The organism is Mesorhizobium sp. YIM 152430, assembly GCF_029210365.1.
Classification (GTDB): Bacteria; Pseudomonadota; Alphaproteobacteria; order Rhizobiales; family Rhizobiaceae; genus Aliihoeflea.
Map to the genome: position 1 here is coordinate 43,927 of NZ_JARGES010000055.1, position 18,518 is coordinate 62,444.

At 62.7% G+C, this 18,518-nt stretch carries 29 protein-coding genes and 1 tRNA gene; 6 read left to right on the forward strand and 24 right to left on the reverse strand.

All coding sequences use genetic code 11. The features are described from left to right. The first annotated feature begins 58 nt into the window (after positions 1-58). Together PZ895_RS16720 and PZ895_RS16725 are read left to right on the forward strand one after the other, a co-directional pair. Entirely contained in the window at positions 59-1,267 is a 1,209-nt protein-coding gene (locus PZ895_RS16720; RefSeq protein ID WP_275840135.1) for a D-Ala-D-Ala carboxypeptidase family metallohydrolase, read from the forward strand. Between the two features lie 115 nt (positions 1,268-1,382). Further along, positions 1,383-1,457: transfer RNA gene (locus PZ895_RS16725), tRNA-Glu, on the forward strand. A 13-nt stretch (positions 1,458-1,470) separates the two neighbouring features. Here the strand turns inward: PZ895_RS16725 and PZ895_RS16730 are convergent. Beyond that, positions 1,471-2,607 (reverse strand): FAD-binding oxidoreductase, encoded by a 1,137-nt coding sequence (locus PZ895_RS16730; RefSeq protein ID WP_275840136.1) that lies wholly within the window; start codon positions 2,605-2,607, stop codon positions 1,471-1,473. Positions 2,608-2,761: 154 nt separating this feature from the next. Here PZ895_RS16730 and map point away from each other — a divergent pair, with 154 nt between their 5' ends. From map to PZ895_RS16750, 4 genes are all read left to right on the forward strand, one after another. Next, complete coding sequence (gene map, locus PZ895_RS16735; protein WP_275840137.1) at positions 2,762-3,586, forward strand: type I methionyl aminopeptidase; 825 nt, start codon at positions 2,762-2,764, stop codon at positions 3,584-3,586. A 21-nt stretch (positions 3,587-3,607) separates the two neighbouring features. Further along, positions 3,608-4,396 carry a DNA repair protein RadC gene (gene radC / locus PZ895_RS16740; protein WP_275840138.1) on the forward strand — a complete coding sequence of 263 codons (789 nt, stop codon included), beginning with the start codon at positions 3,608-3,610 and terminating at the stop codon, positions 4,394-4,396. Positions 4,397-4,489: 93 nt separating this feature from the next. After that, positions 4,490-4,840, forward strand: a complete 351-nt coding sequence (locus PZ895_RS16745) for a DMT family protein (RefSeq protein ID WP_275840139.1) — start codon at positions 4,490-4,492, stop codon at positions 4,838-4,840. 26 nt (positions 4,841-4,866) lie between these two features. After that, complete coding sequence (locus tag PZ895_RS16750; protein ID WP_275840140.1) at positions 4,867-6,087, forward strand: MFS transporter; 1,221 nt, start codon at positions 4,867-4,869, stop codon at positions 6,085-6,087. Positions 6,088-6,162: 75 nt separating this feature from the next. Here the strand turns inward: PZ895_RS16750 and rplQ are convergent, their stop codons facing one another. The 23 genes from rplQ to rplB all read right to left on the reverse strand — a co-directional run bounded on the left by rplQ (position 6,163) and on the right by rplB (position 18,501). After that, complete coding sequence (rplQ, locus tag PZ895_RS16755) at positions 6,163-6,594, reverse strand: 50S ribosomal protein L17 (RefSeq protein WP_275840141.1); 432 nt, start codon at positions 6,592-6,594, stop codon at positions 6,163-6,165. Between the two features lie 36 nt (positions 6,595-6,630). Next, positions 6,631-7,641, reverse strand: a complete 1,011-nt coding sequence (locus PZ895_RS16760; protein ID WP_024585447.1) for a DNA-directed RNA polymerase subunit alpha — start codon at positions 7,639-7,641, stop codon at positions 6,631-6,633. A gap of 99 nt (positions 7,642-7,740) precedes the next feature. Further along, the gene (rpsK, locus tag PZ895_RS16765; protein WP_275840142.1) at positions 7,741-8,130 is read right to left on the reverse strand and encodes a 30S ribosomal protein S11; all 390 of its coding nucleotides are present in this window, start codon (positions 8,128-8,130) and stop codon (positions 7,741-7,743) included. Between the two features lie 144 nt (positions 8,131-8,274). After that, positions 8,275-8,643, reverse strand: coding sequence for a 30S ribosomal protein S13 (gene rpsM, locus PZ895_RS16770; protein WP_275840143.1), 369 nt, complete (start codon positions 8,641-8,643; stop codon positions 8,275-8,277). 188 nt (positions 8,644-8,831) lie between these two features. Beyond that, on the reverse strand, positions 8,832-9,419 hold the full coding sequence (locus tag PZ895_RS16775; protein WP_275840144.1) for an adenylate kinase: 588 nt from the start codon (positions 9,417-9,419) through the stop codon (positions 8,832-8,834). Continuing rightward, complete coding sequence (gene secY / locus PZ895_RS16780; RefSeq protein WP_275840145.1) at positions 9,416-10,756, reverse strand: preprotein translocase subunit SecY; 1,341 nt, start codon at positions 10,754-10,756, stop codon at positions 9,416-9,418. The genes PZ895_RS16775 and secY overlap by 4 nt, the downstream gene beginning before the upstream one ends. A 171-nt stretch (positions 10,757-10,927) precedes the next feature. After that, a complete protein-coding gene (gene rplO / locus PZ895_RS16785; RefSeq protein WP_275840146.1) occupies positions 10,928-11,401 on the reverse strand; it encodes a 50S ribosomal protein L15 in 474 nt (157 codons plus the stop codon). Positions 11,402-11,416: 15 nt separating this feature from the next. After that, complete coding sequence (rpmD, locus tag PZ895_RS16790; protein ID WP_275840147.1) at positions 11,417-11,611, reverse strand: 50S ribosomal protein L30; 195 nt, start codon at positions 11,609-11,611, stop codon at positions 11,417-11,419. Positions 11,612-11,636: 25 nt separating this feature from the next. After that, positions 11,637-12,200 carry a 30S ribosomal protein S5 gene (gene rpsE, locus PZ895_RS16795; RefSeq protein ID WP_024585440.1) on the reverse strand — a complete coding sequence of 188 codons (564 nt, stop codon included), beginning with the start codon at positions 12,198-12,200 and terminating at the stop codon, positions 11,637-11,639. A gap of 73 nt (positions 12,201-12,273) precedes the next feature. Continuing rightward, positions 12,274-12,633: a 50S ribosomal protein L18 gene (gene rplR / locus PZ895_RS16800; RefSeq protein WP_275840148.1), complete on the reverse strand. Its 360-nt coding sequence runs from the start codon at positions 12,631-12,633 to the stop codon at positions 12,274-12,276. A gap of 86 nt (positions 12,634-12,719) precedes the next feature. Next, complete coding sequence (gene rplF / locus PZ895_RS16805; protein WP_275840149.1) at positions 12,720-13,253, reverse strand: 50S ribosomal protein L6; 534 nt, start codon at positions 13,251-13,253, stop codon at positions 12,720-12,722. 40 nt (positions 13,254-13,293) lie between these two features. Further along, positions 13,294-13,692, reverse strand: a complete 399-nt coding sequence (rpsH, locus tag PZ895_RS16810) for a 30S ribosomal protein S8 (protein ID WP_024585437.1) — start codon at positions 13,690-13,692, stop codon at positions 13,294-13,296. A gap of 12 nt (positions 13,693-13,704) precedes the next feature. After that, positions 13,705-14,010 (reverse strand): 30S ribosomal protein S14, encoded by a 306-nt coding sequence (gene rpsN, locus PZ895_RS16815; protein WP_275840150.1) that lies wholly within the window; start codon positions 14,008-14,010, stop codon positions 13,705-13,707. A 27-nt stretch (positions 14,011-14,037) separates the two neighbouring features. Then, the gene (gene rplE, locus PZ895_RS16820; protein ID WP_275840151.1) at positions 14,038-14,595 is read right to left on the reverse strand and encodes a 50S ribosomal protein L5; all 558 of its coding nucleotides are present in this window, start codon (positions 14,593-14,595) and stop codon (positions 14,038-14,040) included. Continuing rightward, complete coding sequence (gene rplX / locus PZ895_RS16825; protein WP_275840152.1) at positions 14,588-14,899, reverse strand: 50S ribosomal protein L24; 312 nt, start codon at positions 14,897-14,899, stop codon at positions 14,588-14,590. The genes rplE and rplX overlap by 8 nt, the downstream gene beginning before the upstream one ends. Before the next feature lie 12 nt (positions 14,900-14,911). Beyond that, a complete protein-coding gene (rplN, locus tag PZ895_RS16830) occupies positions 14,912-15,280 on the reverse strand; it encodes a 50S ribosomal protein L14 (protein ID WP_024585433.1) in 369 nt (122 codons plus the stop codon). A 70-nt stretch (positions 15,281-15,350) separates the two neighbouring features. Next, positions 15,351-15,605, reverse strand: coding sequence for a 30S ribosomal protein S17 (gene rpsQ, locus PZ895_RS16835; RefSeq protein WP_275840153.1), 255 nt, complete (start codon positions 15,603-15,605; stop codon positions 15,351-15,353). 11 nt (positions 15,606-15,616) lie between these two features. Further along, entirely contained in the window at positions 15,617-15,817 is a 201-nt protein-coding gene (gene rpmC, locus PZ895_RS16840; protein WP_275840154.1) for a 50S ribosomal protein L29, read from the reverse strand. 13 nt (positions 15,818-15,830) lie between these two features. Next, positions 15,831-16,244, reverse strand: coding sequence for a 50S ribosomal protein L16 (rplP, locus tag PZ895_RS16845; RefSeq protein ID WP_275840155.1), 414 nt, complete (start codon positions 16,242-16,244; stop codon positions 15,831-15,833). Positions 16,245-16,271: 27 nt separating this feature from the next. Beyond that, the gene (gene rpsC / locus PZ895_RS16850; protein ID WP_275840156.1) at positions 16,272-16,979 is read right to left on the reverse strand and encodes a 30S ribosomal protein S3; all 708 of its coding nucleotides are present in this window, start codon (positions 16,977-16,979) and stop codon (positions 16,272-16,274) included. Continuing rightward, positions 16,979-17,368 carry a 50S ribosomal protein L22 gene (gene rplV, locus PZ895_RS16855; protein WP_275840157.1) on the reverse strand — a complete coding sequence of 130 codons (390 nt, stop codon included), beginning with the start codon at positions 17,366-17,368 and terminating at the stop codon, positions 16,979-16,981. The genes rpsC and rplV overlap by 1 nt, the downstream gene beginning before the upstream one ends. A gap of 2 nt (positions 17,369-17,370) precedes the next feature. Continuing rightward, positions 17,371-17,649 carry a 30S ribosomal protein S19 gene (gene rpsS / locus PZ895_RS16860; RefSeq protein ID WP_024585427.1) on the reverse strand — a complete coding sequence of 93 codons (279 nt, stop codon included), beginning with the start codon at positions 17,647-17,649 and terminating at the stop codon, positions 17,371-17,373. A 15-nt stretch (positions 17,650-17,664) separates the two neighbouring features. Beyond that, positions 17,665-18,501 (reverse strand): 50S ribosomal protein L2, encoded by an 837-nt coding sequence (gene rplB / locus PZ895_RS16865; protein ID WP_275840158.1) that lies wholly within the window; start codon positions 18,499-18,501, stop codon positions 17,665-17,667. Positions 18,502-18,518 lie beyond the last annotated feature (17 nt).

Consider the following 18,518-nt stretch of genomic DNA (forward strand, 5'->3'; position numbering starts at 1 on the left):
CGATCGCTCATTTAGACGCGAAGGCCAGCCCAAACGAGACGCACCAAGGGGACACGCATTGTCTGCAGAAGGTACGCGCCGCCATAGCGCCCTCAACCGTGCTGTGCTTGCAACGCTGACAGCGACCCTTCTGGCATCCTGCTCGGCCACGTCCGATACCGACATGGCGATGTTCGGCTTCAATCCGCAATATGGCGCAACCGGCGTGGCAATGCCGCAGGCAGCGCGGTCCGCCACCATCGATGATGGAGCGACCGAAGTCGCGGTTGCTGCTCCATCGGCCGTTCCGAGCTTCGTTTTCGACGAGACCGATCCGAACCTTCCCGAGCAGGTCGCCTCCGTGCCGACCATGATCAATCACATGCCTGCCGCCGATCCGGCCGTTCTGCCAGTAGAAGGCGAGGCGCAAGTCGCCGCGGCAATGCCGGATACCGCCCCGGTCGAGGGCACCGTGCAGGAAACGACGAGGACGGAAGGCGATGCGTCGACCGCCGAATTGCAAGGCGACGCGCAGCCGGCACAGACCGCGACACCCGAACCTCAAAAGCGCGGCTTTCTGTCGGCGTTCTTTTCACAACAGCCCGCCCGCGCCACACCCTCGCCGATCGTGCCGCGACAGGCGCCCGTTGCACAATCGACGTCTGCCGAAGAGGTGGCGACCACTGTCGAGACGCCGAAGCCGATCGTCGACCTTGCGGCCAACCGCGCACCCATTTCCACGACAGCGAAGCAGTCGCGTCCGGTCATGATCAGCACGGCTTCGATCAGCGAGAATGCGCTGCCCGGCGTGCGCGACAATGCGAATCTTTTCGAGATCAGCCGACGCAGCGGCATTGACGACGACAGCGACATCGATCTGAATGAGGATGGCGGGCTCTATCAGGTGGCATATGCGCCGGGGCTCGCTCGACTCGCGCCCAACGGTCTCCTGAAGCAGCATGACGATGTCGACGTGTCGTGCCTGCGGCCTTCGCTGGTGCGTGTCTTGAAGTCGATCGAAAGCCGCTTCGGCCAAAAGGTCGTCATCACGTCGGGTTATCGAAGCGCCGAGCGCAACCGCCGCGCGCGCGGCGCGCGCAACTCGCTGCACATGGCCTGCGCCGCAGCCGACATTCAGGTTGCCGGCGTCAGCAAGTGGGCGCTCGCCGAATATGTGCGCTCGATGCCTGGTCGCGGCGGCGTCGGCACCTACTGCCATACCGAGTCCGTCCATGTGGATGTGGGACCGGAGCGGGACTGGAACTGGCGCTGCCGCCGACGCGGCTGACTTCCGGCCCTGTTGCGACGTTGCGTAACGCCGGTTTCAGCGGAAAAAGTATGAAATTCTTGCCCTGCCGGGTTGTGCCTGTCGGCGAAGCTTACTATAAACCGCCTCGTTGTACGCGCCCATCGTCTAGCGGTTAGGACGGCGCCCTTTCACGGCGCAAACAGGGGTTCGATTCCCCTTGGGCGTACCAACACTCTCTCTTTTCATTCGTGAAATCTGACGCGTCCGGGCGACATCGGTTCCAGGTCGATGCCGTGGTCCATGATGGCGCGTTCGGGCGCCTTGCCGAGGATGAGCGCGGCAGCAAGTTTTGCAAGCGCCGGCGCGGTCTGGATGCCATAGCCGCCCTGCCCCGCCAGCCAGAAGAAGCTGCGCTCCGCATCGCCCCAGCCGACGACCGGGTTCTTGTCGGCCGCGAAGGTGCGCAGCCCCGCCCATTTGCTGTCGATCCGGCGCACCTGGATATCGAGCGCCGTTTCGACGCGGTCGACGGCGACGGCGACATCATATTCGTCAGGCTGCGCGTCGCAAGGTTCCGAGGGCGTCTCGTCGGCTGGCGAGATCAGTAGCTTGCCGGCATCCGGCTTGGCATAGAACTCTTCGTCGATGTCGACGACCATGGGCCAGCCATGGCCGGTCATGCCGTCAGGCAAGGCGATCATGGCGGCAGTCCGGCGCTTCGGCGTCAGTCCGACCGTCTTGACGCCGGCCATTCGTGCGACGACATCGGCCCAGGCGCCGGCAGCGTTCACGATTCTGGTCGCGTGGAACCGCTTGCCGCCAGCCTCGATCGTCCAGCCATGCGACGCGCGCTCCAATATTTCGACCCCGGCATTGGCGAAGAACTCGCCGCCCCGCGCCTTGAACTGACGCAGATAGCCATGATGAAGCGCATGGACGTCGATGTCGCGCGCGAAGCGCTCGAAGATGGCCGCAGCGACATGACCCTCGCGCAGCAGCGGGACGTGGACACGCGCTGCGGCTCCATCGAACCGCTCGATGCCCGGCGTGCCGGCAAGTTCGCGGTCCAGCGCATCGAGACTCGCCAACTGGTCCTGCCGCGCAATCATGAGCGCCCCGCGCGGCGTGAGCAACGGGCGGTCGAAGCCCTGCGGAGGATCGTCGTACAAGGATGCCGATGCGCGCGACAGGGCGCGGATCACGCGCGGACCATAGGTGGTGGAAAAGAGCGCCGCCGAACGCCCCGTGGTGTGATAGCCCGGCTGGCTCTCGCGTTCGAGAAGAAGGATGCTCGCCTTGTCGGCCAGTTCGGCGGCAACAGATGCGCCCGCGATCCCGGCGCCGATGACGCAGATGTCGAATGTCGTGCTCATGGCCATGCGCTGCTCCCTTTTCACCTGGCATAGTCGAGGCGGAAGCGGATGCAAGCGCCACATCGGCGAACGTAAGACGCCAAGGGGTTGAATGCCGCCGCGCTTGATGCCAAGTCTGTCCTCATTCAATTCAGACAGCGAGCCTGCGGGTAAACGGCAAATGGTCACCTATCTCGACGCGGAGACAGCCCCTCTGCGCAACACCGGCCAGATCCGGCTTTATAGTGAAGACGCCTTTGCCGGTATGCGCAAGGCGTGCCAGTTGACCGCGCGCTGTCTCGACGAGTTGGCCGCGATGGTCGTGCCCGGCGTGACGACCGAAACCATCGACAGATTCGTCTTCGAGTTCGGCATGGATCACGGCGCGCTGCCCGCGACGCTCAATTACCGCGGCTATACCAAGGCGTCCTGCACCTCGATCAACCATGTCGTCTGCCACGGCATTCCCGACGCCAAGCCGCTGCGCGAAGGCGACATCGTCAATATCGACGTGACCTACATCGTCGATGGCTGGCACGGCGATTCGAGCCGCATGTACCCGGTCGGGCAGATCAAGCGCGCCGCCGAACGCCTGCTCGAAGTCACGCATGAATGCCTGATGCGCGGCATCGCCGCCGTCAGACCCGGCGCACGCACCGGGGCGATCGGCGCGGCGATCCAGTCTTTCGCGGAAGCCGAGCGCTGCTCGGTCGTGCGCGATTTCTGCGGCCATGGCGTCGGGCGGCTTTTCCACGACGCACCGAACATCCTGCACTACGGAAGCGCCCATGAAGGTGTGGAGATGCGCGCGGGCATGATCTTCACCATCGAGCCGATGATCAATCTCGGTCGCCCGCATGTGAAGGTGCTGTCGGACGGCTGGACGGCCGTGACCCGCGACCGCTCGCTCTCGGCGCAGTACGAACACACGGTCGGCGTGACGAAGGATGGCTGCGAGGTCTTCTCCTTGTCGCCTGCGGGGCTCGATCGCCCCGGCCTGAACTGACGCAGACCGAGGGAGCGGCGGATGGGGGAGGCAGACGGCGACGACGAGCGCGGCTTCTTCGCCGAACGGCCGCTGGCCGGAAGCATCGATGGCATTGCAGTCCCGCCATTGCCCGCCGCCGCCGGCAAGAAGGCTGAAAAGCCGCATTATCACGGCCATCGCGACAGGCTGCGCGCCCGGTTCGAACAAGGCGGCGCTTCTGCCCTTGCCGACTACGAATTGCTGGAATTGTTGCTTTTCCGCTCGATCCCTCGCGCCGATACCAAGGGAACGGCAAAAGCTCTCATCGCACGCTTCGGCTCGTTCGCCGAAGTGCTGGGCGCCGATGCTGCACGTCTGGCAGAAGTGAAGGGCGTCGGCGCATCGACCGCGCTTGACCTGAAACTCCTCGCGGCAGCCGGCAGTCTGTTCGCCAAGGGCGAAGTCGGCAAACGTGAACTCCTCGGCTCCTGGAACCAGGTCATCGACTACTGCCGCGCCGCGATGGCATTCGAAACGCGCGAGCAGTTCCGGATTCTCTTCCTCGACAAGAAGAACGTGCTGATCGCCGACGAGGTGCAGCAGACGGGCACGATCGATCACACGCCGGTCTACCCGCGCGAGGTGGTCAAGCGCGCTCTCGAACTTTCCGCAAGCGCAATCATCCTCGTCCACAACCATCCCTCCGGCGATCCGACGCCCTCGCGCGCGGACATCGAGATGACCAAGACGATCGCCGACGCGGCCAAACCGCTCGGCGTCACCGTCCATGACCACATCATCATCGGACGCAACGGGCATGTGAGCATGAAGAGCCTGCGTCTCTTCTGACGGACCCGTTTGGTTTCGGTTCATCCAAGATTCAAATCGCGTTCAATGAGCGCACGCTAATGGCAGGCATCGTTCGAAACGGAACATGCCACCATGACATTCGCTCACCTGATGCCGATCGGCCTTCTGGCCATCTCCAACATCTTCATGACGTTCGCCTGGTACGGTCACCTGAAATATCCCGGCAAGCCGCTGCTCATCGTCATCGGCGTGAGTTGGCTGATCGCGTTTGCCGAATATTGCTTCGCCGTGCCCGCCAACCGATACGGCCATGAGGTCTATTCGGCGGCGGAATTGAAAACCATCCAGGAAGTCCTGACCCTGACCGTCTTTGCGGTCTTCTCGGTCTTCTACCTCGGCGAACAACTCACCCTCAACCACGTCATCGGCTTCGCGCTCATCTGCGCCGGCGCCTTCTTCATATTCAAGGGACCCATCGGCTAGGCGCCGGGGATCGAAGGGACGACATCATGCAACAAAACCCCTCGCAACGCTCGATCCGGGCGCTGAGCGCGATGAATTTCTCTTTGGCCGATGTCCGTGACGGGCTCGGCCCTTTTCTCGGCGTATTCCTCATCGGCCATGGCTGGGCGGCTGACGAGATCGGCTACGTCATGACCCTCGGCGGGCTGGCGGGGATGCTGGCGACAACGCCCCTCGGCGCGCTCGTCGACGCCACGCGCTTCAAGCGGACTATCATCGCCGCCGCCGCCGGGTTGATCATCGTGGGCACGCTGGCATTGCTGATCAGCACCAACTTCTGGGTCGTCGCCGGTTCGCAAATCGGCACCAGCGTGTTCGCGGCGATCATCGCACCGGCAATCGCAGGCTTGACGCTCGGACTTGTCGGCCAGACCGGGCTTGCCCGCCAGCTCGGAAGAAACCAGGCTTGGAACCATGGCGGAAACGTCGTCTCGGCAATACTTGCCGGCGCGTTCGGCTACGTCTTCGGTCTGATCGCAGTCTTCGTCCTGATGATCATTCTCGCAATCGCCTCGATCATCAGCGTCTACCTGATCAAGCCGTCCGAAATCGACCACGACGTCGCCCGCGGTCTCGAACCATCCGCGCAGCATCGGAACCGCGAACCTTCGAGCATCGTGATTTTGCTGAAGTCGCGCGCGCTCGTCGTTTTCGGCATCACGATCTTTCTCTTCCATTTCGGCAATGCGGCAATGCTGCCACTGCTCTCGCAATCTGTCGTTTCACGCGGATTGGCCGACCCGAGCGCCTACACCTCGGCAACCATCATCATCGCCCAGGGAACGATGATCCCCATGGCATTGATCGCAGCGTGGGTTGCGCAAAGGCGCGGGTTCGGCATCGTCGTCATGGCTGCGTTGATCGCGCTGCCCGTTCGCGGCCTGATCGCCGGATACTGGGACAATCCCTGGGCGCTGATTCCCGTCCAGGTGCTGGACGGCGTCGGAGCAGGTCTTCTCGGCGTCGCAACACCCGGCATGGTCGCACGCCTCCTTCGCGGAACGGGCCACGTCAATCTCGGCATCGGCGGCGTGATGACCATGCACAATGTCGGTGCGGCCCTGAGTCCGGCGCTCGGTGGCTTCGTCGCCGCGCATTACGGCTATGCGAATGCGTTTCTGGCGCTGGCGGCAGTCGCAACGGCAGCGCTCATCTTCTGGGCGGTCGGGTCGCGCATGGAAGGCAAAGCCTACGCCGCAACGGCCTGATCGACCAACCAGAACGCGAAAGCCCCGCCGATCGCCCGGCGGGGCTTTTTGATGCGTTCGACTTCTGGGCGAGGCTTATGCCGCTTCGTTCTCGCGCTGGGCGTCTTCAGCCTCGACGCGGGCACGGTCGGCCGCGCCCTTGGCATCGACGTCGCGATCGACGAATTCGATGACGGCCATGGCGGCATTGTCACCGTGGCGGAAGCCCGCCTTCATGATGCGCAGATAGCCGCCGTGACGGTCCGCGTAGCGCGGCGCGATGTCGTCGAAGAGACGCTTGGCAGCGGCTTCCGAACGGGTCGACGAGATGACCTGACGGCGGGCGTGCAGATCACCGCGCTTGCCGAGCGTGACGAGCTTTTCCACGATCGGGCGAAGTTCCTTCGCCTTCGGCAGGGTCGTCACGATCTGCTCGTGCTCGATGAGCGACGCAGCCATGTTGGCGAACATGGCCTTGCGGTGGCTGGCGGTACGGTTCAGCTTACGGCCGGAATTTCCGTGGCGCATGAGCTTGCTCCTTCACATTTGATGCGAGGCTAAGCCTCAATACTGATCTTCGTAGCGCTTGGCGAGATCGTCGATGTTCTCCGGCGGCCAGTCGGCCACTTCCATGCCAAGATGGAGACCCATCGAGGCAAGAACTTCCTTGATCTCGTTCAGCGACTTGCGTCCGAAATTCGGCGTGCGGAGCATTTCCGCCTCCGTCTTCTGGATCAGGTCGCCGATATAGACGATGTTGTCGTTCTTCAGGCAGTTGGCCGAGCGGACCGAAAGCTCCAACTCGTCGACCTTCTTCAGGAGCGCCGGGTTGAAGGCGAGCTCGGTGACCTGCTCGGAAGCGACTTCCTTCTGCGGCTCCTCGAAATTGACGAAGAGGCCGAGCTGGTCCTGCAGGATGCGCGCGGCAAAAGCCACGGCGTCCTCGCCGGAGATCGAACCGTCCGTCTCGAGCTGCATGGTCAGCTTGTCGTAATCGAGAACCTGGCCCTCGCGGGTGTTCTCGACCTTGTAGGACACCTTGCGAACCGGCGAATAGAGGCTGTCGACCGGGATGAGCCCGATCGGCGCGTCTTCGGCGCGGTTACGCTCGGCCGGGACATAGCCCTTGCCCGCATCGACCGTGAATTCCATACGGATCTCCGCGCCCTCGTCGAGCGTGCAGATCACGTGGTCAGGATTCAGGATCTCGACATCGCCCACGGTCTGGATGTCGCCGGCAACGACGACGCCCGGACCCTGCTTGCGCACGACCATGCGCTTGGGGCCCTCGCCTTCCATGCGGATGGCGATTTCCTTGATGTTGAGAACGATGTCGGTCACGTCCTCGCGGACACCCGCGATCGACGAGAATTCATGCAGCACGCCGTCGATCTGGACGGCCGTGACGGCCGCACCGCGCAGCGACGACAAAAGCACGCGGCGAAGCGCATTGCCGAGCGTCAGGCCGAAGCCACGCTCCAGCGGCTCGGCGACGAGCGTCGTCATGGTGCGGCCCTTGGACTTGAACTCGACCTTGTTCGGCTTGATGAGTTCCTGCCAGTTTTTCTGGATCATTCCGATTTCCTTCCGTTTCCCCGGCACCATCCAATCGTGACGGGCAATCTGGAAAACGCAGAGGAGCGCCGCGAACGGCGCTCATGCGATGATGACGAACTAGACGCGGCGCTTCTTGCGCGGGCGGCAGCCATTGTGCGGGATCGGCGTCACGTCGCGGATCGACGTGATCATGAAGCCCGCCGCCTGCAACGCGCGAAGCGCAGATTCACGACCCGAACCGGGGCCGCAGACTTCGACTTCGAGCGTACGCATACCGTGCTCCTGCGCCTTCCTCGCGCAATCTTCGGCAGCGACCTGCGCGGCGAACGGGGTCGACTTGCGCGAACCCTTGAACCCCTGAGCCCCGGCCGACGACCAGGCAATCGCATTGCCCTGCGCATCGGTGATGGTGATCATGGTGTTGTTGAAGGTCGAGTTGACGTGCGCGATGCCCGTCGAGATGTTCTTGCGTTCGCGACGGCGGACGCGTGCGGCTTCCTTGGCCATGGTCTTCCTTTCGATGATCTCTTCGCCGCCGTAATGCCAGCGGCTCCACCTTGCAGTGAATGGTGAATGGGAAAATGGTGAATGGTCAAAGTCAGCCTAGCGGCGAACACACCATTCACTATTCACCATTGACCATTCACCGAATTACTTCTTCTTGCCCTGAATGGCCTTTGCCGGCCCCTTGCGGGTGCGGGCATTGGTGTGCGTGCGCTGTCCGCGAACCGGCAGCGAACGACGGTGACGCAGCCCGCGATAGCAGCCCAGATCCATTAGACGCTTGATGTTCATCGAGACTTCGCGGCGCAGGTCGCCCTCGACCTTGTAGTCGCGATCGATCGCTTCGCGGATTTGCAGCACTTCGGCGTCGGTCAACTGATTGACGCGACGGTCGACCGGAATGCCGACCTTCTCGACGATCTCGGAGGCGAACTTCGCGCCGATGCCGTGAATGTACTGCAACGCGATGACGACGCGCTTGTTGGTCGGAATATTGACGCCAGCTATACGGGCCATCTTCTTCTCCATCTGCTGCCGGCTTTGGCCAGCGTTTCTGTTTATGCCCGCGTCCGGTGGAGGCCGGCCCTTGCGGGTGTTTTCCTGCGCCATGAGGGGCGCCAGCATCAAAGCAGCGCGCCCCGTTCACGAATTGGGAGACGCGCCGCTATAGGGCAACTCGGCAAGCGGGTCAACCCCGCCCGACTTCAGTTCGCCTTGACGAGAATTTCCTCGATCTCGGACGTGACGTTATCCATGTTCTGCATCCCGTCGATGGTGACCAATTCTCCCGTCCGGCGATAATGCGCCGAGAGCGGCGCGGTCTTCTGGCGGTACTCGTCGAGACGCTTGGCGAAGGATTCCGGATTGTCGTCGGCGCGAACCGAACCGCCGGCTGCCAGCGTGTCCGCAACCCGCTTCTTCATCCGCTCGACCAGAGCGGCCTCATCGACCTTCAACTCGATCACCGCATCGAGCTTTTGCCCCTTGTGCGCCAGCATTTCGGCCAGCGCCTCAGCCTGGGCGACCGTGCGGGGAAAGCCATCGAGGATGAAGCCCTTGCGGCAGTCGGGCTCGTCGATCCGGTCGGAAACGATCTGGTTGACGACGGCGTCGGAGACGAGTTCGCCCGAATCCATGATCGCCTTGGCACGCTTGCCGATCTCGGTGCCGTTTGCGACGGCCGAGCGCAGCATGTCCCCCGTGGAAAGCTGCGGTATGCCGTGACGCTCGACCAGTCGCTGCGCCTGTGTTCCCTTCCCCGCGCCGGGCGGTCCAAGCAGTATCAGTCTCATCGTCCCCTCTTGCCCCCCCGGAGCTTCGACTTCTTGATCAGCCCTTCATATTGATGAGCAATGAGGTGGCCCTGCATCTGCGCGACCGTGTCGAGCGTGACGCTGACCACGATCAGCAGCGAGGTCCCGCCGAGATAGAACGGAACGCCAGTGGCCGAAATCAGGAATTCGGGAACCAGGCAGACCACGACCAGATAGATCGCACCGACGGTCGTAATGCGAGTCAGCACATAGTCGATATAGTCGGCCGTGCGCTCGCCGGGGCGGTAGCCGGGAATGAAGCCCGAATGCTTCTTGAGCTGGTCCGCGGTATCTTTCGGATTGAAGACGATGGCGGTGTAGAAGAAAGCGAAGAACGCAATCAGCGCCGCATAAAGGACCATATAGAGCGGCTGGCCGTGGCCGAGCGCCGCGAGGACCGAATTGGCCCAGGACGGCAGGTTCGTCGTATCGGAGAAGCCCGCCGCCGTCGCCGGCAAAAGCAGCAGCGACGAGGCGAAGATCGCCGGGATGACGCCGGCCGTGTTGAGCTTCAGCGGCAGATGCGAGGTATCGCCCTGGAACATGCGGTTGCCCACTTGGCGTTTCGGATACTGGATCAGAAGCCGGCGCTGGGCGCGCTCGAAGAAGACGATGATGCCGATCAGCACGACGGCGAGCGTCAGGATCGCGAGGATGAGCCCCGTCGACAGAGCCCCGGTCCGGCCGAGTTCGAGCGTCCCGGAGATCGCCGATGGCAGACCGGCGACGATGCCGGCGAAGATGATCAGCGAAATGCCGTTGCCGAGGCCCCGCGCTGTGATCTGCTCGCCGAGCCACATCAGGAACATGGTGCCGCCGACGAGCGTGATGACCGCCGAAATACGGAAGAACCAGCCCGGATCCGTGACGATGTTGGCGCCGCCCTCAAGCCCGACGGCAATGCCGTAAGCCTGGACCGTCGCCAGAAGCACCGTGCCGTAGCGCGTATACTGGTTGATGACCTTGCGGCCCTGCTCGCCTTCCTTCTTCAACTGCTCGAGCGTCGGCACGACGGCCGTCATGAGCTGCATGATGATGGAGGCGGAAATGTAGGGCATGATGCCGAGCGCGAAAATCGCCATGCGCTCGACAGCGCCGCCGGCAAACATGTTGAACATGCCGAGCACGCCGCCCGACTGCTGCTGGAATGCCTGCGCAAATGCGTCCGGATTGATGCCCGGCATCGGGATGTAGGTGCCGAGGCGATAGACCAGAAGCGCGCCGAGCGTGAACCAGATACGCTTCTTGAGGTCTTCGGCCTTCGAGAAGGCCGCGAAATTCAGATTTGCGGCAAGTTGTTCTGCTGCAGATGCCATTAGTCTCTCCGAACGCAGGCGGATCAGCCGAGGAAAAGCCGGCGCGCGGAAAACCTGTCACGCACTGTCCGTCGGTGCAAGCCGTGGAAGGCACGACATAAGGCCACGCCCGACAATATGCAAGCGGCGGCTCGAAGGCCGCCGCTCGGGTATTTCAGTTGCGCACCGCGATTACTCGGCGGCGGCCTTTTCCGGCACCTTGACGGAGCCGCCGGCCTTCTCGACCTTCTCGATCGCCGACTTGGACGCGCCGGCGACGTCGAAGGAAACCTTCGACTTGATCTCGCCCGAGCCGAGGAGACGCACGCCGTCCCTGGCGCGGCGGATCAGGCCGGCCTCGACCAGTGCCTCGATCGTCACGGCCTTCTTGCCGTCAAGACGGCCCGAATCGATGGCTTCCTGAACCTTGCCGACCGAGATCTCGTTGAAGCTCTTGGAAAAGGGGTTCTTGAAGCCGCGCTTCGGCAGGCGACGATAGATCGGCATCTGGCCGCCCTCGAAGCCGTTGATGGCGACGCCCGAGCGCGAGCTCTGGCCCTTCACGCCCCGGCCCGACGTCTTGCCCTTGCCGGAGCCGATGCCGCGCCCGACGCGCTTGCGCGAGTGCGTTGCGCCGTCGACGTCACGAAGTTCGTTGAGTTTCATGTCTGTCGCTCCTGCTTACGCCTCGTCCACGACGCGGACGAGGTGCTGCACCTTGGCGATCATGCCGCGAACCGAAGGAGTGTCCTCCAGGGTGCGGCGACGATGCATCTTGTTCAGTCCGAGACCGACGAGCGTCGCGCGCTGTACGTCCGGACGGCGAATGGGGCTACCGATCTGCTCGACCGTCAGCGTCTTTGCCTTCTTGGCCATCTAACCAATCCTTACCTGAGCCCGACTACTCTTCGGACGACACAGCAGCGCCGCGGCGCGCCTGAAGCGTCGAATACTTGATGCCGCGCTGGGCTGCGACATCCTTCGGGTGAAGCTGGTGCTTCAGCGCGTCGAACGTGGCGCGGACCATGTTGTAGGGGTTCGAGGACCCCATCGACTTGGCGACGACGTCGTGCATACCGAGCGTCTCGAACACGGCGCGCATCGGACCGCCCGCGATGATGCCCGTGCCCGCCTTGGCGGTGCGCAGCAGAACCTTGCCGGCGCCGTGACGACCGTTGACGTCATGGTGCAGCGTGCGGCCATCGCGCAGCGGCACGAAGATCATGTCGCGCTTGGCGCTTTCGGTTGCCTTGCGGATGGCTTCCGGCACTTCGCGCGCCTTGCCGTGACCGAAGCCGACGCGGCCCTTCTGGTCGCCGACGACGACGAGAGCGGCGAAGCCGAAACGACGGCCACCCTTGACCACCTTGGCGACGCGGTTGATGTGGACGAGCTTGTCCACGAAGCCGTCGTCACGCTCTTCGCGGTCGCGTCCGCGACCACCTTCCCTACGATCCTGTGCCATATCCTGTCCTTATTCTTTTCCGGAAGCACGGCTTGCAAAAAGGACCGGGGCGGAAAGACCGCCCCTGCCCCGGTTAAAACTTCAGACCGCCTTCGCGGGCGGCATCGGCCAGCGCCTTGACGCGGCCATGATAGATGTACGGGCCACGATCGAAGACGACCTCCTTGACGCCGGCCTTGACGGCACGTTCGGCGACGAGCTTGCCGACGGCGGCCGCAGCGGCCAAGTCGGCGCCGGTCTTCAGCGAACCCTTGAGGTCCTTTTCCAGCGTCGAAGCCGAGGCGATCGTGTGACCGTTGGCGTCATCGATGAGCTGCACGTAGATGTGCTTCGACGAACGATGAACCGAAAGGCGCGGACGCTCGCCCGCGACCTTCTTGATCTGGCGACGAACGCGCGAAGCGCGCTTGAGCGCGGAATCCTTGGAAGCCATTATACAATTCCCTGCCTTGAAAAACGGGGCCGGCCCTGTGCGGTAAGCCAGAGCTTCCCGCGACCGCACCCCGTGGCGTTTCGATCTTACTTCTTCTTGCCTTCCTTGCGAACGATGCGTTCGCCGGCATAGCGCACGCCCTTGCCCTTGTAGGGTTCCGGCGGACGATATTCGCGGATTTCGGCTGCTACCTGACCCACCTGCTGCTTGTCAATGCCGCTGACCACGATCTCGGTCGGCTTGGTGACCTGGATGGTGATGCCTTCGGGCGTCTGGTAGACGACGTCGTGGCTGAAACCGAGCGCGAGTTGCAGGTTCTTGCCCTGCATGGCCGCACGGTAGCCGACGCCGGTGATCTCGAGCTTGCGCTCGAACCCGTCCTTGACGCCTTGCAGGATGTTCTCGATCTGGGTGCGGGACATGCCCCACTTCGACCGAGCGTCCTTGGATTCGTCGCGCGGCGAAACCTGGATCGCGCCGTCTTCCAGCTTGACCAGGACTTCGTCGTTGACGACGTATTTCAGTTCGCCCTTCGGACCCTTGGCGCTGACCGTGCGACCATCGACGGTCGCGGTCACGCCCTGCGGGACGGAGAGAGGCTTCTTGCCGATACGAGACATGTCGTTGTCCTCGTCTTCTTCTTATGTTTCGAGAAGCCGATCAGAAGATCTGGCAGAGAATCTCGCCGCCGACATTCTCTTCGCGGGCCTGATGGTCCGCCATGACGCCCTTCGGCGTGGAGAGAATGGCAATGCCGAGACCGTTGGCAACCTGCGGGATCGACTTGACCGACACGTAGACGCGACGGCCCGGCTTCGACACGCGGGCGATCTCGCGGATCACCGGCTGGCCTTCGAAGTACTTCAGCTCGATCTCGATTTCCGACTTGCCGTTGTCGTAGTCGACCTGGGCGTAGTCGCGAATGTAGCCTTCGGACTTCAGGACTTCGAGAACGCGGGCACGCAGCCGCGAGGCCGGCGTCGAGACCTTGGTCTTCTTGCGGCCATAGGCGTTGCGGATGCGGGTCAGCATATCACCGAGAGGATCACTCATGGACATGGAATATCCTCCTTACCAGCTTGACTTGACGAGGCCGGGAATGAGGCCGTTATTGCCGAGCTCGCGCATCGCAATACGGCTCATCTTGAGCTTGCGGTAATAGGCGCGCGGACGGCCGGTAACTTCACAGCGGTTGCGCACGCGGGTCTTGGACGAATTGCGCGGCAGGGCTGCGAGTTCGAGTTGGGCACGGAAGCGTTCATCCATCGGACGGTCCTGGTCCATGATGATCGCCTTCAGATCGGCACGCTTGTTAGCGTAACGCTTCACAAGCTTCGCGCGCTTCTGGTTCTTCTCGACTGAGCTGGTCTTTGCCATTTCAGATATGTCCTTTATTCGCTGCCGTTACTGGCGGAACGGGAAGTTCAAGGCCTTAAGCAACGCTCGCGCCTCGTCATCCGACCGGGCAGTCGTACAAACGATGATGTCCATTCCCCAGATCTGGTCGACCTTGTCGTAATTGATCTCGGGGAACACGATGTGCTCCTTCACGCCCATGGCGAAGTTGCCACGGCCATCGAAGCTCTTGGGATTGAGGCCCCTGAAGTCGCGAACGCGCGGAAGCGCGATCGTCACCAGACGATCGATGAAGTCGTACATGCGGTCCTGGCGCAAGGTGACCTTGGCGCCGATCGGCATACCTTCACGCACCTTGAAGCCGGCGATCGACGTGCGGGCACGTGTCACGACAGGCTTCTGGCCTGCGATCATCGCGAGATCTTCCGCAGCGACCGAAGGCTTCTTGGAATCGCCGGTCGCTTCGCCGACGCCCATGTTGATGACCACCTTGTCGAGACGCGGGATCATCATCTCGTTGGCGTAGTTGAACTCTTCCTGGAGCGCCTTGCGGATCGTCTCGTTGTAGAGCTTCTTGAGCCGGGGCTCATACTTGGAGTCAGCCATTGATCACTTCTCCGGAGCGCTTGGCGATGCGGACCTTCTTGCCGTCGCGGAAATCGAAGCCGACGCGGGTCGGCTTGTTGTCCTTGGGGTCGGCGATCGCGATATTGGACAGATGGAGGGGGGCTTCCTTGCGGATGATCCCGCCTTCCTGCGAAGCGGACTGCTTCTGGTGGCGCGCAATCATGTTGATGCCGCGGACGACAGCCTTGTCCTCCTTCGGCATCACCTGCACGACTTCACCGGTACGGCCCTTGTCCTTGCCGGCCAGAACGACGACCTTGTCGCCCTTACGAATCTTCTGCATCTTTCCGGCCCCTTAAAGCACTTCCGGTGCAAGCGAAATGATCTTCATGTGGTTCTTCGCGCGAAGTTCGCGCGGAACGGGACCGAAGATACGCGTGCCCACCGGCTCTTTCTTGTTGTCGACGAGAACGGCTGCGTTCTTGTCGAAACGGATCACGCTGCCGTCCGGGCGACGGATGTCCTTGGCCGTGCGAACCACGACCGCCTTCATCACGTCACCTTTCTTAACGCGGCCGCGCGGAATGGCTTCCTTCACGGAGACGACGATGATGTCGCCGACGGAGGCATACTTCCGCTTCGAGCCGCCCAGCACCTTGATGCACATGACACGACGTGCGCCGGAATTATCCGCGACGTCGAGGTTTGTTTGCATCTGAATCATGACTGGCCGCCTTCTTATTCGTTGGAGAGCGGCTCATATACGCCCTCTCCGGCTTTATCAAGTTTCGTTCTTATTCGGCCGAAGCCGCTTGGGACGGATTTTCGATCACGACCCAATTCTTGTCCTTGGAGTACGGCGCCGACTCCTGGATGAAGACGAAATCGCCCACCTTGCAGGCATTGTTCTCGTCATGCGCCTTGTACTTCTTCGTCTGGCGAACGGTCTTCTTCATCACCGGATGGGTGAAGCGACGCTCGATCTTGACCACGACCGTCTTGTCGTTCTTATCCGAGACGACCGTGCCCTGCATGATGCGCTTTGGCATGTTCTTCGTCCTTAAGCCTTCTTGCCGGCCGATTTCTCGGCGGCGATCGTCTTGATGCGCGCGATGTCCCGACGGACTTCCTTCACGCGCGCGGTTTTTTCGATCTGGCCGGTCGCCTTCTGGAAGCGCAGGTTGAACTGCTCCTTCTTGAGCGCAGCCAGGTCGTCATTCAGCTCATCGAGCGTCTTCGCCCGAACATCAACGGCCTTCATGATCAGCCCTTTCCTACTCTGCGATGCGCTGTACGAAGCGCGTGCGAACCGAAAGCTTGGCGGCGCCGAGGCGGAGCGCCTCGCGGGCGATCTCCTCGGAGACACCGTCGATCTCGAACATGACGCGGCCCGGCTTGACGCGAGCTGCCCAGTAATCGACCGAACCCTTGCCCTTGCCCATGCGGACTTCGGTCGGCTTCGACGTCACCGGCAGATCCGGGAAAACGCGGATCCAGACACGGCCCTGACGCTTCATCTGACGCGTGATGGCGCGGCGTGCCGCTTCGATCTCGCGGGCGGTGACCCGGTTCGGCTCAAGCGCCTTCAGACCGAACCCGCCGAAATTGAGGTCCGTTCCGCCCTTCGCGACGCCGTGAATACGGCCCTTGAACTGCTTGCGGAACTTCGTGCGCTTTGGCTGCAGCATTCTAATTCTCCAAAATAGCTATGCCATTCAGGCGTTTTCGCGACGACGGCCCGAGCCGCCCTGCGCATCGCCTTCAATGGCGCGACGTTCCGAAGCCATCGGGTCGTGCTCGAGGATCTCGCCCTTGAACACCCAGACCTTCACGCCGCAGATGCCGTATGCAGTCTGTGCCTCGGCCGTGCCGTAATCGACATCGGCGCGCAGCGTGTGCAGCGGAACGCGACCTTCGCGATACCATTCCATACGCGCGATTTCCGCGCCGCCGAGACGGCCGGAGCAGTTGATGCGGATGCCCTCGGCACCGAGACGCATGGCCGACTGGACGGCACGCTTCATGGCGCGGCGGAAAGCAACGCGGCGCTCGAGCTGCTGCGCGATCGACTGGGCGATCAGCGTGGCGTCGATCTCCGGCTTGCGAACCTCGACGATGTTCAAGTGCGTTTCCGACTTGGTCATCTCGGTCAGCTTCTTGCGAAGCTTCTCGATGTCCGCGCCCTTTTTGCCGATGATGAGCCCCGGACGGGCCGCATGGATCGTGACGCGGCACTTCTTGTGCGGGCGCTCAATGACGATCTTCGAGACGGCGGCCTGCTTCAGTTCCTTCTCGAGATAGGAGCGGATCTTCAGGTCCTCATGGAGGAGCTTGCCGTATTCGCCGGTGTTCGCGTACCAGCGCGAATCCCAGGTGCGGTTGATGCCGAGGCGCAGACCGATCGGATTGATTTTCTGGCCCATCAGGCGGCCTCCACTTTCTCTTCGACTTCACGGACGACGATCGTCAGATGCGAGAACGGCTTCTCGATGCGCGATGCACGGCCGCGGCCACGAGCATGGAAGCGCTTCATGACGATGGACTTGCCGACATGGGCCTCGGCAACCACCAGCGCGTCGACGTCGAGGTCGTGATTGTTCTCTGCGTTCGCGATCGCCGATTCGAGCGTCTTCCTGACGGTCTCTGCGATGCGCTTGCGCGAGAATTCGAGTTCGTTCAGCGCAGTGCCGACCTTCTTGCCGCGGATCATGGCAGCAACGAGATTGAGCTTCTGCGGGCTGACGCGAATGGTACGCAGAACGGCGCGTGCCTCGTTGTCAGCAAGCCTGCGCGGAGCCTTGGCCTTGCCCATCGTTACTTCCTCTTTGCCTTCTTGTCCGCGCCATGGCCGTAATAGGTACGGGTGGGGGCGAACTCACCGAATTTGTGGCCGACCATTTCCTCGTTCACGGAGACGGGGATATGCTTCTGGCCGTTATAGACGCCAAAGGTGAGGCCGACGAACTGCGGCAGGATGGTGGAGCGGCGGCTCCACATCTTGATCACCTCGTTGCGGCCGCCGTCACGAACCTTATCCGCCTTCTTGAGCAGATAGCCGTCGACGAACGGGCCTTTCCAAACTGAACGGGTCACGTTGACACCCTTTCCTTAGCTCTTGCGCGCGTGGCGCGAGCGCATGATGAACTTGTCGGTCGACTTGTTGGACCGCGTCTTCTTGCCCTTGGTCGGCTTGCCCCAGGGCGTGACCGGATGACGGCCGCCCGAGGTGCGGCCTTCACCACCGCCATGCGGGTGGTCGACCGGGTTCATCGCGACGCCGCGAACATGCGGACGCTTGCCGAGCCAGCGCGAGCGGCCGGCCTTGCCGAGATTGATGTTGCCGTGGTCCGGGTTCGAGACCGCACCGACCGTCGCCATGCAGGAGCCATGGACGAGGCGCTGCTCGCCCGAATTCAGGCGAAGGATCGCCATGCCCTGGTCGCGGCCGACGAGCTGGGCGTAGGACCCGGCCGAACGGGCGACCTGGCCGCCCTTGCCCGGTTTCAGCTCGACATTGTGGACGATCGTGCCGACCGGCATCGTGCCCAGCGGCATCGCATTGCCCGGCTTGACGTCGATCGCCTTGGTGCCCGCGACAACCTTGTCGCCGACGGCCAGGCGCTGCGGCGCCAGGATGTAGGCGAGCTCGCCGTCCTCGTACTTCAAAAGCGCGATGAAGGCGGTGCGGTTCGGATCGTACTCGATCCGCTCGACCGTCGCCGAAACGTCGTGCTTGCGACGCTTGAAGTCGATGATGCGGTAGGTCCGCTTGTGCCCGCCGCCCTGATAGCGGGCGGTGACGCGGCCGGCATTGTTGCGGCCGCCGGCCGACTTCAGGCCCTCGGTCAAACCCTTGACGGGCTTGCCCTTGTAGAGGCCCGAGCGGTCGACGATGACCAACTGGCGGGTGCCTGGCGTAACCGGATTGAATTTCTTGAGTGCCATTTTCCTGTCCTTCCGGT